The sequence below is a fragment of the Paenibacillus andongensis genome, from assembly GCF_025369935.1.
GTDB lineage: Bacteria > Bacillota > Bacilli > Paenibacillales > NBRC-103111 > Paenibacillus_E > Paenibacillus_E andongensis.
In genome coordinates, this window is sequence record NZ_CP104467.1 from 5,334,332 (window position 1) to 5,349,153 (window position 14,822).

Below are 14,822 nucleotides of genomic sequence, written 5' to 3' on the forward strand. Positions count from 1 at the left end.
CCCTACTTGTAGTTTAATGCTATCATCTGATGTCCTTGAACTTCCGGGACTGTAAAAGCAATTCCTCCTTCATGAAGCCTGAATTCGATTTCCTTGCCTTGCGGAACACAGATGACACTATCCACCTCTTTGCCCGGCTTTAAAATCAAACTGATATTGTATAAAGGAATGACATCCTCAATAATATCGAGGTCAACAGCTCTCCTTTCCGGTATATAGTGCAAGAGGTGAACTATTAACCGCTTTTCCTTCACCTGCTCATTAACGGCAGTAAGCATTGTACTTGGCCCGTTATGCTTTAGAACAGGGTCCGGTATAAGCATTTCTACAGCATTTAAGAATAGTTGCTTGCACCATCTTGGTGCGTTTTGGTGATATTGCTTGAAGATGGGATGAGCAAAATAAATGACCTTCCCATTCCTGACGATACCCTGGTAACCTGTTTTTCCTGAAGAAGGAGTCTGGCGGTGGGAACAGAAATGCTCATAAGTGCGGTCAAAGCAGGATAAAATCACGTCCGCCAGCACTTCACTGCCGGCAAGGGCTTCAACTTCCAGCCCCTTCATATACATGACGTGCTCGGTTTCAGGAAGTCCCTTCCCAATATCTCCCTTTGGAATTATATAGTCCGCATAATTAAATACAGGATAGTTTTCACCGCGGACAAGATTTCCGTCAAGATCTCGCGTCGCTTCTTCTTTAAGCCTTACACCCAGTTCCTTCAAATTGAAATTGCTTTTTGCTGCGTCTAATCCCGACTCAAAGGATGCGATTACAGCGCCGCCGTTCCTAATATAGTTGTCTAACTTTACAGCAAACTCTTCCGATACGGGAATTTCATCCGGGAGTAAAAGCAACCTGTACAAAGATAAATCACTCTTTGTATCGATAATGTCAAACTGGTGCGCACCTTCCTGCAGCATTCTAGTAACGCCTCTCAGCGAAGGCGTCAAGTCCCGGTTAAATCTCTTTTCGTATTCTTCAGATGTAAATACACCTATTTCAGTAACAGGTTTTGCTGCCTTGCACCAGGGTTCTTTTTTCTCAATCTCGGAATAGACCCCCCCGATTAGTTGGTACACCGGCTCTGACAGCTTGCCGTTGGGATCAAGCTGATCGCCGATCAGGCACTTCGCATTCAGTGCAAGCATATTGAAGCATTCAAACTCAAGGGCCGCCATATTTTTAAAAGAGTGGAAATCCCCCCACATGGTGTGGAACTTCCCCGTCTGTGCGAGACAATCAAGTCCGAGATTGCGACCATAGCGCATGGTAATGGGAAAATGCAGATATCCCCATAGACCGCTGGGCAGCGACTCAAGCTCAAAATGGGTGAACGCCTCGGTAACGGACCTGTGCGCGGTTCCTATATGCCCTTTGTTGTAAAATATACTGCAATCTTCGCTATATTGGCGGACAAAATTCGTCATATCAATCTGGAATTCGTCAATCGTCATTTGCGAATAGATGGAACGGTCCATGTCATTATGGGGTTTTAAACCTTTTTCAACCATCCCCTGCCTACAGTGCCTGCATGCACAGCCTACAGGAAACACAATGTCAAAGAATAAACCATCCACAGGATGAAACGTTTCGAGAACTTCCTTGGTATGGGCTTTCAAAAAATCTCTGTATGGGGAATTCACACATAACGTATGATAGAATCCCGGTTCAAACGGTTTCTGAACGATATCTTCAGGAGATCCGATGATACTGCCGTCTTCATTTACGGATAACCACTCCGGATGCTCCTGTGCTGTGTAATAATCCCATTGAACCGTGATATATATAGGTACCCGTATACCTCTTTTATGGCACGCTTCAATTTGCTCCTTCAGAAGGTTTTTATTCACAAGATGCGGATGGATTCTCTCAGGATTGATTTTTGAGTCGTAATAGATCATTCCGTGATGACATCTTGCAAAACAGGTGACGGAATTCACCCTGGCTTTCTCCAGGGTATCCACAAATTCTTCGGCATTGAAATCTCTGCCTACACCTTCAATCAACGGACTGGTGTGAAAATCCAGATGTACCTGACGGAAATTCAGTTCAAACTTACCCATAACTTACTCCTCTCATAATAAAAAGCCTGGCATACCTTTTTAGTAAATTTGCGTAAATAAAGCAGTCTATAGTCTATAATACTATGAAAGAATGATCATTAAAGATTGATCAGTAGTATTATAGACTGCGGAGACTTAGCGCTTAGAAAAGTAATGACACTTTTGATTACTTCTTCTTGGCCTCATATTTATCAATCTCATCCTGCACCTTTTTGGCAGCTTCTTCCGGCGAAAATTTCAAAAGCATATCGATGATAGCATTGCGGCTGGTGTCCGTTAACGCTGGATCCGGGTCATAATCAAAATAGTCTCCGCCAGGCTCTTTAATGGTTGTCATGTAGGAAACCATATCTTTGAAGATTTTTGGCGCGTCTTCAGGTGAAGTCGTATCTGTTCTTGAACCTAGCAGTTTCGCTTTGTCCAATTTATTTTGTTGCTGTTCCTTTCCTGTGAAAAATTTAGCAAATTCGATAGTCATATCCTTTTCTAGGCCCTTCATCGTTCCACTTAGCATAAATCCAACATTAAACATAACCGAATCCGATTTAAATTGTGGTTTATCCTTTAAAGAAGGGAAAGGGAAGAAGCTAATTTTATCTTTGTAAGGCGAGTTGGAATTCGTAATTTCTCCAATCATCCATGATCCGTTCACGCTCATCGCTGATTTCCCCGCTAAAAAGTCGCTTTTTTCCGTGTTATAGTCAATACCTTCAAACCCCTTTTGGAACGCACCTTTCGTTTTCATGTCTTTTAAGATTGCTAAGGATTGAACAACATCAGGATCTGTCCATTTCGCTTTTCTAGTACCGAGATCCTTCACTTTATCTACGCCAACCGTTCGATAAATAATATTATTATGAATATGGCCTGTTCTCCAAGTATCTTTCGCACCGGTACCGAAAGGAATAATATTGGCGGCATTTAATTTATCGATAGCGGCATTCAAGTCATCCATAGTCTCTGGTAATTTCGTAATCCCCGCCTTAGCAAATAAATCAGGATTGTAGTATACAACCTCGGGAGCAAACTCAACAGGAATGGCATAATGTCCTTTTACTCCAAATTTCTCCAGATTCCAAACTTCAAATGAGTTCGAGATAAAGCCATCCGACCACGATTTATCAGCCATCAATGGGGTTATATCCATAAGAAGTCCATTTTTAGCCCAGTCTGCCAGACCTGCCACAGAAGGATAGTAGAAGAATCCTGGGGTTTCACCGGTCGCGATTGCCGTCTTCAGCTTATTATTGTAGGCAGCTTCTTCAGCAACGGAATCATCCTGAATCGTTACATTGGGATGCAGTTTTATAAAAGCATCTTTGGCATCCTTTAAAGGTCCTACATGCGAATCGTCCCCGGCATACCGGGTTAAAATGTGGATCGTTACTTTCTCATCATCCTTTTTTCCGGCGACTGAAGCAGTCGCGCCAGCCTCCGCTGCTTTTTTATCCGGTGAGGTTGTACTTTCAGTTTTTCCACCACCGCAGCCTGCGATAACAGAGACCAACGATACGCAAACTGCCAATGATGCCAAGCTTGTCCTGCTAAATCCTGATTTCTTCATTTTCTTGACCTCCCAATTTCTGATGTGCGTGTAAGCGCTCTTACAAGATTTATTATAAAAAAAATGAAAGGTTAAAAAAATGTATTACTTTGATATGAGTGGTAATATTTTTGCTTCTTATTTACTTTTATTTTCGATATATACAGTAGGCGTTACTCCAAAAAATTTTTTAAAGCATTTGCTAAAGTAATACGGATCGCTATAACCCACTTGTTCTGTTATATCGCTTAATGTAATTTTTAGATCGCCGTCCAACAGTTCCTTGGCTTTGCCTAATCGAATTTTCGTCAAGTATTCAACTAAAGAGCAATTTAACTCTTTGCGGAACACCCGGCTTAAGTGACTTGGATTTAGATAGAGATGGTGTGCGATTTCTTCAATGGTTAAATCCGCATTCGCGTAATGACTTTCCAAGAAGGTTTTGGCTTTCTCGACCACTTTAACAGTAATGGATTTTTTATGGCTGCTAACGTAACGGATCGTCTCTTGAAATAAATGTTTAACAGCCGTATCGACCTCGATTAATGTTTCCCTTCTGTTTAAATAGTCAAAAAATTCGGCTTTATTTTTAAGCACATGGGTTATTGCGAGATTATTTTCAACGATAAACTCTGTAAGTACAGAAATAAAGCCTACCGATATTAACATCACAACTTCCTTGATGGTACGCTCCTCTTTCAGCTCTTTAAATGTTTGATTCACCTTTTGAACGGCGGAGTCATAATTAGCCAATCTTAGATCGATCATTACTTCAGCGGGACTATAACTGGCTGGAACTTCTGTAGATTCGTTCGCTTCCTTTACAAAAATGACTTGATTATTACCACTGACAAATCGTTGTTTCATTGCATATAACGCTTCCTTGTAAGAAACGGGCACATTCGTATATCCTTGGTGTACTCCGCCAACGGCCATTGTAATGGTTAGACCAAAATGAGTATGAATAAAATTTCTAATATTTCCGAAAATAAGTTTGAATGTTCGTTGCAGCCTATCATCTGTTTGACCTTCCGTACTTAAGAGCACAATGACTTGATCATCTGAACCATTGAAGACCACCGCAGGGTAAAATTGTGAAAGAATTTCAGTGGAAACATTCAAGACTGCAAACGTTCTCAGTTTAATTTTGAATTCATCATTAAATTTCTCCTTAAGATGATCAATGCTAATGATACAAACCATTAAACTATCTGCATTCAGTTGTATCTGAAACAAATTGCACTTCTCCTTGATCGGCTCCTCCGGGACAAAAAAACTGTTGTCAGCAACCAAAAGACGATTTAGAAATTGTTCCTTTTCATTCAACTGGCTTTTGTATTCCATGTTTCGAATGATGCCGATTTGGCTCGATCTTTCCATGATGTTGCTTTTGGCTTTTAATAGAGCGCGGATAAATTCGTCATGTTCGAGAGGTTTTTGCAGATAACTGATTACGCCTATGTTGATTGCTTCTTTCACATATTCAAACTCTGCGTAACCCGTTAGCATAATGATCATCAGCTCGGGATGACGTTCTCGAATGATTTGGGAAAGCTCAATACCGTTTATGAATGGGATGTTTATATCCATAATAATAATCTGTGGAACCATTTGCGATATACATTCTAAAGCCATTTCCCCATCAAAAGCTTCGCCGACAATCTCCATGCCCAGCGAATTCCAATCAATTGAATTTTTAATAAGCTGTACGATTAGAAATTCATCATCCACGATCAATACTTTGATCATCCCATGATTCCTCCGTTTTCTGTAACACAGGCAAAATGATTTTCACTCGGGTGCCGTGACCGATTGTACTATAAATTTGAATGCCGTATTCCTGGCCAAAAAATAATTTGATTCTTTCGCTCACACTGCGGATACCGAAGGAGCTTCGCCCTGTCGATGTTTTCTCATTTGCAAAAATTTGCGTGATTTCGTCCTCATTCATACCAACCCCATCATCCGAAACGTAAAGAATCGCCTTATCTCCTTCCTGATAACCTTCTATTGCAATCAACCCTTTTTTGCGTATATTACGAATGCCGTGATATAAACAATTTTCCAGAATAGGCTGAATGGAAAGGCAGATAATTAGGTTATTTAGCAGTTGAGGGTCCACGTTGATTTTAAAATCAAATTTATCCTGATATCTGAATTTTTGAATCATAAGGTAATTCTCTGCAATTTGCAGCTCCTCTCGAATAGTGATAGCCTTCTCCCCTTTACTTAAGACGAAACGATAAAACCTGGCGAGTGCTTTAACCATCTGAAAAGCATCTTCGTTTCGATTCATTTGTACAAGCGAGCAAACACTCTCCAACGTATTGTAGAGGAAATGCGGATGAATTTGCGCTTGCAATGCAAGCAGCTCATAATTTCTTTTCTTTTGTTGCTCCTCGTAGACCTGATCGATCAATTCGGATATTTGTTTGGTCATAATATTAAAGCGTCTTGACACTACGCCCACCTCATCATTGCCTAGAGTAGGAATCGTCACATCAAAATCGCCAAGCCCCATTTTTTTAATAGACTTCGATAGTTTTACTAATGGCATTGAAATCGAACGAGAAAGTAAGATTGAGGAAAGAACTGCTAATAAAACACAGATAAAACCGGCTAGATAGATGATAAAGGAAACTTTGCTGTTGTCAGCCGTAATTTCATCTAGCGGAATGACCCCCATCACAATCCAATGCATCCGTTCAAAATGTTTAGAGGTAATCAAATATTTTTCAGATTGAATATCAACAATTTGGTTTCCTAAAATCATTTCCTTCGCCTGTATGAAGTAACTTTCATTGCTGATATTTTTGAATATTTCTGACTTATTCTGCGAAGAAACAATGCTTCCTTTTTCATTTACTATAAAATACCTCCCATTTATTCCGTAATGCAACTGCGAATAATTGTTCGAGATGATTTCCTCATTAATATTAATTAAAATATTGCCTAGCACGGCTCCATTGTTATATCCAATAATATTTTTCTTGAAGGAAATGACATTTGTACTCGGTTGGGTCGTTTCATAGTGTATTTTATACATATCTATCCATTTGCTATTTTCTGCTTTAAAACGCTCATCTTGCAAATCGGAATTCATCGCTTCGGTTTTTAGCTTGCTCGGGTTTACAAAACCAGATCCAACCGTGAAATTGTAATTGGCATAGATGACGGCTGTACTCGCTTCGTTTCTAGGCTCCAATACACTATCCATAACAACGCCCAGCAATTTTTCGTTGTTCAATCTTTCTAAACTATCCGTCATTTTGCTCTGACTTAATATGTCCTGCACAAAGTTATTTGCTATGAGAATGTTGGCAGAATGCTCTGCGGAATTGAGCAAGCTATCCAAGCCCTGCGTAAGCAATTCCAAGTTCTGAAAGGAGTTGTCCATTGTTTTTTGGATGATGATGTTAGAGGAAACCTTATTCGCTAGGGCAGCTAATAAAATAATCGGAATCACAATAGTAATGATGCTTGAGAAAATAATTTTTTTGATGATCGACAAATCATAGTACCATTTCTGTAAGATCCCGTTTAATCTTGCCATAGAAACACGCCTCCATTTCAGAATCAATTATATAGCCTTGCGTAACGAATAGAAACAACAAAAGGACCGACAAATTTTGCCGTGTCCATCGTAAAGATTGCTGTATTGCTTTGTTTAACCTTTGACCGCTCCTGCCAAAAGTCCCTTTTCCACTTTTTCCTGTAAAAAAATATATGTTGCAATAGGCGGTATAATTGTAATTACTGCAGCTGCGCTTATTCCGCCATAATCATTCGTCCTTTCACCAAAAAAAGATAGTAACCCTATGGAAACTGTGCTCAAGCTTGGCTTATGAATAAACATAAGCGGAAAAATCAGATTGTTCCAGGTTTGAATAAAATTGAAGATAGATGCTGTAGCTAGAGCCGGCATAGTCAACGGAACAATAATTTGTGCAAGAATACGCCAATGGGAACAACCATCTATGACTGCAGCCTCCTCTAATTCCGTTGGGATCGATTTCATAAATCCCACAAGGACAAATATAGTCATTGGAATACAAAATGCCGAAAATAAAAGGATCATAATAAAATAGTTGTCATTCCATTGAAACTTACCAAAGGCATAAGCTAAAGGAATAATGGTCGATTGTACGGGAATCATTAGGCCGGCAACAAAAAAAAGCAAAATAGCACCTTTAAATTTCAGTGTAAATCTGGATAAAACAAATGCGGCTAATAAGCAAACCAACGCGGTAAATATAAGTGTAGCTGCCGTCAAAAAAACAGTGTTCCGAAAATAGATTCCGATATGACCTGCATTCCAAGCGTGGATATAGTTGACAAAGGAAAACGAATCAGGCAGTCTAAAAGGATTTGCAAATATTTCGTCATTGCTTTTAAATGAAGAAAGCATTGAAAACGAAATAGGATACAAGCAAAAAACAGTAAATCCAGCTAAAAACATATAAAATAACAAGGACGCAATATTGATTTTTATTTTCGGTGGAATAGCTGATGTTTGATTTACCATAATGTTCGCCCCTTTATTTTATAATTCTTCTTTTTTCCACTGCATAAGCTTTAAGCTTATTACTGTTAATAGCAAACTGATTACAAATATGACTGTTGAAATTGCACTTCCCAAGCCATAATGCCCATATTTGAATGCTTCTTCGTACATCAATGTCGCCGGGACTTGGGTTGAACCATTTGGACCGCCATTCGTCATAACAAAAATGATATCGAATATTTTTAATACGCCCGTAATCACAAAAACAACTGAAATTTTAATCGATTCCCAAATCATTGGAAGTGTAATATGCACTAATTTTCGGAATCCTGCAGCTCCGTCCATTTTGGCAGAATCATGAATTTCATCAGGTATGCCCGCTAAAGCTGCAAGACCAATCGTCATGTAATATCCAAAGCTTGACCAAGTAGTAACCAAAATAACGACCCCAAAAGCGGTGTTTTCGTCAACCAACCAAGTTCTCGTTAAATTGCTAAGTCCCAAAGAATGAAGCAAATGGTTAAGCGCTCCAGCATCGGTAGGGAAAAAGATAAAATTCCACATCAGAAAAACGGAGGTGGCCGGTAATATTAAAGGAAAGAAAAATACTGCCTTAAAAAATCTCGTCGCTATTTGGATACGGCTCAAGACAATAGCTATAAAAAAACCAATAGGTATTTGCGTAAGAACGCTCCAAAAAACATATAAAAACACATTTTTGATAGAGGCTATAAATTCCTTGTCAGTGAATAATTCCTTAAAATTAGCCAAACCTACGAATTTCAAAGGAACGTTTTTAATGCCGGGCCAATCATGGAAAGCAAAATAAAACGAGGTCAACATGGGTATAACTTCGAATAACAGGTAAACGATTAGTGCTGGAAATAAAAACAACAACGCAATTTTTAAATTTTTTCTGTAATGTAACATCTTTCCCACCACCATTTCATGATTTCCGCTTCTAGAGTAAATTTATAATAATTTGAATGGAAATTGAATGTACTATCTTGATGTCGTTGGTAATAAATTTGCTTTCGTTATTTATTTGCCATCCATGCCGACTAAAAGCAAAACATGACCGCCCCGAATGGGACGGTCATGTTTTCACTTCAACTATTTGTTCCTGATTACATGGTCTCGATGATATAATCATGCAGTTCGAATAGCTAATGCGGTCGTAGTCAAAGTAGGGTTGGCAGGTCCGGTAAGGCGCACAACGCTATTGTCGGCTACATAAAGGCCAGGAACACCATGAATTTGTCCGTGTGGGTTAGTAGCTGAAGTATTGGGATCGAGCCCCATCCGGCAGGTTCCGGTCTCATGGTTGACATTTCCTTGTGTAAGCAGGAAGGGCTCAACTTCAAAAGTCAACCCCATAGCTGCAACCGCATTTCGCATAAACCGGAACATCTCCTCTATCATAACCCGATCTTGGTTACTATATGAAAACGTAGTTTGTAATTTAGGCATGCCGTACTCATCGAGGATTTCCGGGTTCAGGTACACATGGTTTTCATAACGCGCTTCCATCTTGCCGGGACCGAAAAATCTGAATTTGGGTTCCTCTATGAACGGCTTTTGTTGATAAGCATACCAATAATAATCTTCAGGACCAGTCCCTATGCCGGTAATCAACAACTTGTGGTTATCTTGATTTGGAATCATCAGGCTGATGACTCCCGATATTTCGCCGAATTGCTCACGGCTTGCTTTGGCCACAGAAGTTAATTTGGGATGAGTAACCAAATAGTGCCCGATGGCTTTCCCTGGTATGTCGGAATGAAGAAGAAGGCGAAGTGTCTCCCATGTCCCTGCCGAAAGCACAACCGTTTTGGCTCTAATTGTGTATGTTTCTTTGGAAGTGGTCATGACCTTTACGCCGCTAACTCTTCCTTTGTCGGTCAGCATTTGGGTGGCCCGGGTACTAACCGCCAAATCAAAGGGCCTGATGTTCATCGCATATGCCAGTAAGTTTATTGAGCTATAAAAGACAGCAGAATGAATGACACCAAACCGGCTCGCTGCAAGGTCGATCGCCGAAGGCAGCGCCTGGGCATCCGGAAATCCATTGGAACGCAGGCGATCAAGAATGGTTTCCTGCATCTTGGAATCTTCAGTTAAAAAGCATACACGAAGAAAACGGCCATCACGCACAGCAGTGAAGCAAGAAACAAATACCCCGCTGCGTGCTGCCGCCAATTCACAGGTTTCCTGACGGTTTGATTGCTAATCTTAACGACATTTTTGACGGGCATGAGACGATCCATAACAACCTCCATTATGTTCCAACTTCCTCTTCTATGCCGCTTAAAACCTTGGACGACGAGAGAGTCGTTATCATTGAAAACAGCTTTCTGTTGGAGTTTCCCATACAAAAAAAGAAAGGGCTTTTGCCCCCTCCATATCTTCATTCATATTGTCGAATTAGACGTATTCGGATGATGAGTCAATCGATAAGCAGTCGGAGATAAGCCTGTCGATGATTTGAATAATTTGGATAAATAGGAGATATCGGGGATGCCAACTTTGGCGCCGATTTCCGCCAGCATGAGGTTCGTTGCGGTCAATAGCCACTTCGCTTCTTCGATCCTTTTTCTGTTCACGTATTGAATCGGAGATGTGCCGAATCGCCTTTTGAACACGCGGATAAAATAGTTGGGATGCAGATGGGCGCGTTCCGCCAGCTCGTCGATCGTTAAGTTTCGATAGTAGTTAAGATGAATGTACTCAATAACGGCTTGGAGCGGTTCAGACATTGCAGCGGGTTCTACGCCTGACGCATCAGAAACTGCATGCTCAATATAATATGCAATCAGCTTAATTATGGCGGCTTTTACGAGCAAGGGAGCGGTTAGGGACCTATAGGGTTCGTAAGAAAGCAGTTCCTGGAACAGTCGCTGCGGCTCATCATCATCTTCCAGCTCGAGAAATACGGGGATTTTCAGCAATTCGAAAAGATTGTTTTCCCCGACCTTTGCCGTAAAATGACACCAATATTTCGTATAGCGCGGGCCGTCCGTAAAAGAGTACGATTGCTTCACTCCTTGCGGCATTAGGAACCACTGACCCGGTTTAGGCGCATATTCCGTATCGCCGATTTTCAGCCAGCCTTCGCCATCGCAAATCAAATAAAATTTGTTATAGTCCGGTGTGTAATCGAGATCCCGCCAGTCGGTCCAAACCTGGTTATATCCCATTGCGGTTACGTGAACCTGAAGGTTATCAAGATAAAGCCGGATCAGTTGTTGCTCAGCATTGTCCATGGGTGATCACCGAATATGGAAAGATAGATAGTTTTATACAACAGGAAGTTAGGATTCTATATTCATGAGTATACCACAATACTGCTAGGATAAGGCTGTAGCAAAAAATAGGAGGCCTGATCAGTATGGTTAAGGCGCACATCGCCAAGGGTCCTTTCGAACCCACATTTGAATCGCTCAGGAAATTCGAGTGCCCGGAATGGTTCCGGGATGCTAAGCTCGGCATATGGTCGCACTGGGGCGCACAATCGGTGCCAATGTACGGGGATTGGTATGCCCGGAACATGTATTACGAAGGTTCCGAGCAATACCGATACCATATACGCCATTACGGACATCCGTCAAAATTCGGCTACAAAGATATCGTTCAGCTGTGGAAAGCGGAGAAATTCGATCCGGAATCGCTGATGGACTTGTACGTGGCTGCCGGTGCCAAATATTTCGTCGCACAGGCTATGCACCACGACAACTTTTTCAACTACGATTCGAAAATCCACCGCTGGAATTCGGTCAATATGGGACCGAAGAAAGATATCGTTGCACTGTGGAAATCTGCCGCTTCCCGCCGGGGACTACCCTTCGGATTGACCGAGCATCTGGGAGCGACGTTCAGCTGGTTTCAATTCAATAAAGGACGGGATAAGGAAGGCTCTTATGCGGGCATCCCTTATGACGGAAACGATCCCGAGCAGGAGGATTTGTACTTGCCGAACCGCAAGCATTATCACCCGGACAAACCGCAGTGGGACCCCAAGGATCCCTGGTATACATCCAATCCTTGGTGGCATCAGCGATGGTTCGATATCATCAAGGAAGTCATCGATCTGTACCAGCCGGATCTGTTGTACTCCGACGGCGGGCTGCCGTTCGCCAGCTCCTGGGATAAAACGGACGTCTCCTTGGAGGACCCGTCGTTCGCAGCCGGACTGAATGCGGTCGCGCATTTGTACAATACGAGCGCTGCGGTAAGTGGCGGTGTGAATCGCGCAGTTTATAACCAGAAAGACCGCAGGCAGGACATTTACCGCATCGGCATCCTCGACATTGAGCGCAGCCAGGAGCCGGGTATCAAGCCTGAACCATGGCAGACCGATACTTGTGTCGGGGATTGGTTCTATAATGTGAAAACTGTCTATAAGAAACCAGGGCACGTGATCGAAATCCTGGTCGATATCATTGCCAAAAACGGCAATCTGCTCCTCAATATTCCGCAGAAGCCGGACGGTACGATTGATGACGAGTGCACGCATATCCTGCAGGAAATGGCCAAATGGATCCGGATTTGCGGGGAAGGCGTGTACGGCACCAGGCCGTTCCGCGTTTCTGGCGAAGGCCATTCCCGCGTCGTCATTGATCATTTCAAGGAAGATAAGGTGGAATGGAACTCCGACGACTTCCGTTTCACCCAAAAGGGAAATACACTTTACGCATTCCAGATGCGGTGGCCGGAAGATCAACGTGCCGTTATACGTACATTGACCCAGGCAGACAAAGTGGAATCCGTCCGGCTGCTTGGCGTTGGCGAAGTACCGTTCGAACAGCCGTACGGGGCGCTCATCGTTTCGCTCCCGGATCGGCAGCCGACGCCGTACGTCAACTGCCTGGCGATCGAACTTAAGCCGTAAATATAAGATATAGCATGAAGGTAGCCTTTTTGAAAAGGCTGCCCTCTTTTTCATAAATGGGTCCCGCCAACAAGACATGATTTGTTGGCGGGACCCCTAGATGCTTAAGTAACCTCGATTACTTCTTAAAGCTCGTATCGTATGCTTTTTGATAAATTTCAAGATAACGCTTTAATTTCAGGCCATCAAAGCCTTTGACGTAATTATCCCATTCCGCATCCGTTAAATTTTTGGCGCCGGTTATAAATTGGGCCATGTTCGAATGAATGTAGTCATTCATTTGAGTTTTCAATTGTGCCGCTTCCTTGGCATCTGCGGATTCCATAAAGACGCTTAGCGGGAAAGTCTCTTTCGGTTGTTTTCCTTCATAATTTTTGGCCGTTTCCAAATACAAGCGATGCTCATAACCGTTATCGGACAATGGATCGTTAGGTACGGCCCAGGATTCCCGAATATCCCTCGTACGTCTGGTAATGCCCATTTGTTCCCAAGTATCATTTTCCGTAGAGCCGATGGAGAAATATTCGGGTTTCAAGAAGTATTTCGCCTGTCTGCCGTGTTCATCCACTTCACCCGGCTGTCCTTTTCTCCAATACTTCCCTTCTGGTCCGTATTCATTCATGATCGCATGTTCTTCAGAGTATAAATAATCCGCTAGTTTGATCGCTGCAATGGCCTGCGCCTCAGTCGCCTTGTTGGTAATCGCAAATTGGCCATTGCCATACGCTTTGTAATATCCTGCGTATGCTACTCCCTGCGGCCCTTTCAGCGGGGCGACGGTAGCATACTCCTTATGTCTGTCTTGACCTTTCGCCAGACTAAAATACATGCCGATATGTCCGGCAGCAGCAGTTCCTACAATATTATCCCCTTCACGGTTGCCTACTTGAGACATGGCGTCGTTATCCTGGGTGAAGGCTTCCTTATCGATCAAACCTTCACTGTACAATTTATTCATGTACTCAAGTCCTTTTCTCCATTCGGGTTGATTAGCCGACAGTCCGACTTTTCCGTCCTTCATGAAGAAGAAGTTATCATCATTATCATAGATAAAAGAGTTCATAAGAAAATGTGCCGGATTGCCATGCCATGTTTTGTCAGCGCCGGATAACGGAATTTCATCCTGTTTACCGTTCCCGTTCGGATCCTGGGTTTTGAATGCTTTCAAAACTTGATAATACTCATCCGTCGTAGTAGGCATCTGAAGATTTAATTTCTTCAGCCATGTCGTATTGATCCATACTTTTTGCGAGTACCAGCAGTGGAAACACTCGTTAATATGAGGAAGCGCATAAATTTTGCCATCCGGAGCCGTGATCGACTTTTTCAACTCCGGATCCTGTTGGAATGCCTTCTTGATTTCCACCCCATATTTTTCAATTAAATCATTTAAAGGCTTCAATACCCCTTGCTTCCCGTACTCGATTTGCTCGGCTTGAGTCAGGTCTCCGGATAGGAAAACAGCCGGATAGTCTCCGCTGGCAAGCAACAGTTTCTTCTTATCTCCTGCGTTGCTGCCTTGGGCCACCTCGAACTTGAATTTCACATTAAATTTGTCTTCTATATATGTAGTAACTGAATTTGTTTCCAAATTCTCAATCTTGGAAGATGGGGTTACAAATACCGGCAATTGCACAATACCTGCGGCCTTACCGTTCCCGACAGTATCCGACGCTGCTTTCTCTTTATCGGTGCCGCTGTCGCTGTTACTGCAAGCCGATAAAAGTAACGAAAGGACAAGCACGGCGCTTGCTTGAAACTTCAAAAATTTCTTTGCCATCTTTGACTCCTCCTTGAAAATGGTCTTGTTTGATTTACGTT

At 42.3% G+C, this 14,822-nt stretch carries 11 protein-coding genes; 1 reads left to right on the forward strand and 10 read right to left on the reverse strand.

The window, feature by feature from the left end; all coding sequences use genetic code 11:
• Positions 1–2: 2 nt before the first annotated feature.
• From NYR53_RS23985 to NYR53_RS24025, 9 genes are all read right to left on the reverse strand, one after another.
• Positions 3–2,066, reverse strand: coding sequence for a beta-galactosidase trimerization domain-containing protein (locus tag NYR53_RS23985; RefSeq protein ID WP_261301657.1), 2,064 nt, complete (start codon positions 2,064–2,066; stop codon positions 3–5).
• Positions 2,067–2,232: 166 nt separating this feature from the next.
• A complete protein-coding gene (locus NYR53_RS23990) occupies positions 2,233–3,630 on the reverse strand; it encodes an extracellular solute-binding protein (RefSeq protein ID WP_261301658.1) in 1,398 nt (465 codons plus the stop codon).
• A gap of 117 nt (positions 3,631–3,747) precedes the next feature.
• Positions 3,748–5,358 carry a response regulator gene (locus NYR53_RS23995; protein WP_261301659.1) on the reverse strand — a complete coding sequence of 537 codons (1,611 nt, stop codon included), beginning with the start codon at positions 5,356–5,358 and terminating at the stop codon, positions 3,748–3,750.
• Positions 5,333–7,162: a sensor histidine kinase gene (locus NYR53_RS24000; RefSeq protein WP_261301660.1), complete on the reverse strand. Its 1,830-nt coding sequence runs from the start codon at positions 7,160–7,162 to the stop codon at positions 5,333–5,335. Before NYR53_RS24000 ends, NYR53_RS23995 begins: the two co-directional genes overlap by 26 nt.
• 114 nt (positions 7,163–7,276) lie before the next feature.
• On the reverse strand, positions 7,277–8,134 hold the full coding sequence (locus tag NYR53_RS24005; protein ID WP_261301661.1) for a carbohydrate ABC transporter permease: 858 nt from the start codon (positions 8,132–8,134) through the stop codon (positions 7,277–7,279).
• Between the two features lie 18 nt (positions 8,135–8,152).
• Entirely contained in the window at positions 8,153–9,043 is an 891-nt protein-coding gene (locus tag NYR53_RS24010) for a carbohydrate ABC transporter permease (protein ID WP_261301662.1), read from the reverse strand.
• A 219-nt stretch (positions 9,044–9,262) separates the two neighbouring features.
• Positions 9,263–10,216 carry a GMC oxidoreductase gene (locus NYR53_RS24015; protein WP_261301663.1) on the reverse strand — a complete coding sequence of 318 codons (954 nt, stop codon included), beginning with the start codon at positions 10,214–10,216 and terminating at the stop codon, positions 9,263–9,265.
• A 14-nt stretch (positions 10,217–10,230) separates the two neighbouring features.
• On the reverse strand, positions 10,231–10,392 hold the full coding sequence (locus NYR53_RS24020) for a hypothetical protein (RefSeq protein ID WP_261301664.1): 162 nt from the start codon (positions 10,390–10,392) through the stop codon (positions 10,231–10,233).
• A gap of 132 nt (positions 10,393–10,524) precedes the next feature.
• A complete protein-coding gene (locus tag NYR53_RS24025; protein ID WP_261301665.1) occupies positions 10,525–11,376 on the reverse strand; it encodes an AraC family transcriptional regulator in 852 nt (283 codons plus the stop codon).
• 125 nt (positions 11,377–11,501) lie between these two features.
• Here NYR53_RS24025 and NYR53_RS24030 point away from each other — a divergent pair, with 125 nt between their 5' ends.
• Positions 11,502–13,001, forward strand: a complete 1,500-nt coding sequence (locus NYR53_RS24030; protein ID WP_261301666.1) for an alpha-L-fucosidase — start codon at positions 11,502–11,504, stop codon at positions 12,999–13,001.
• Between the two features lie 118 nt (positions 13,002–13,119).
• On the opposite strand, the gene NYR53_RS24035 is transcribed toward NYR53_RS24030, so the two are convergent.
• Positions 13,120–14,781, reverse strand: coding sequence for an ABC transporter substrate-binding protein (locus NYR53_RS24035; protein WP_261301667.1), 1,662 nt, complete (start codon positions 14,779–14,781; stop codon positions 13,120–13,122).
• Positions 14,782–14,822 lie beyond the last annotated feature (41 nt).

What these genes read in the sequence shown, in the direction of transcription:
- NYR53_RS24005 (WP_261301661.1), bottom strand. Translation starts at nt 8,134, where the DNA reads ATGGTAAATCAAACATCAGCTATTCCACCGAAAATAAAAATCAATATT.
- NYR53_RS24030 (WP_261301666.1), top strand. Translation starts at nt 11,502, where the DNA reads ATGGTTAAGGCGCACATCGCCAAGGGTCCTTTCGAACCCACATTTGAA.
- NYR53_RS23990 (WP_261301658.1), bottom strand. Translation starts at nt 3,630, where the DNA reads ATGAAGAAATCAGGATTTAGCAGGACAAGCTTGGCATCATTGGCAGTT.
- NYR53_RS24010 (WP_261301662.1), bottom strand. Translation starts at nt 9,043, where the DNA reads ATGTTACATTACAGAAAAAATTTAAAAATTGCGTTGTTGTTTTTATTT.
- NYR53_RS24025 (WP_261301665.1), bottom strand. Translation starts at nt 11,376, where the DNA reads ATGGACAATGCTGAGCAACAACTGATCCGGCTTTATCTTGATAACCTT.
- NYR53_RS24000 (WP_261301660.1), bottom strand. Translation starts at nt 7,162, where the DNA reads ATGGCAAGATTAAACGGGATCTTACAGAAATGGTACTATGATTTGTCG.
- NYR53_RS23985 (WP_261301657.1), bottom strand. Translation starts at nt 2,066, where the DNA reads ATGGGTAAGTTTGAACTGAATTTCCGTCAGGTACATCTGGATTTTCAC.
- NYR53_RS24035 (WP_261301667.1), bottom strand. Translation starts at nt 14,781, where the DNA reads ATGGCAAAGAAATTTTTGAAGTTTCAAGCAAGCGCCGTGCTTGTCCTT.
- NYR53_RS23995 (WP_261301659.1), bottom strand. Translation starts at nt 5,358, where the DNA reads ATGATCAAAGTATTGATCGTGGATGATGAATTTCTAATCGTACAGCTT.
- NYR53_RS24015 (WP_261301663.1), bottom strand. Translation starts at nt 10,216, where the DNA reads ATGCAGGAAACCATTCTTGATCGCCTGCGTTCCAATGGATTTCCGGAT.
- NYR53_RS24020 (WP_261301664.1), bottom strand. Translation starts at nt 10,392, where the DNA reads ATGGAGGTTGTTATGGATCGTCTCATGCCCGTCAAAAATGTCGTTAAG.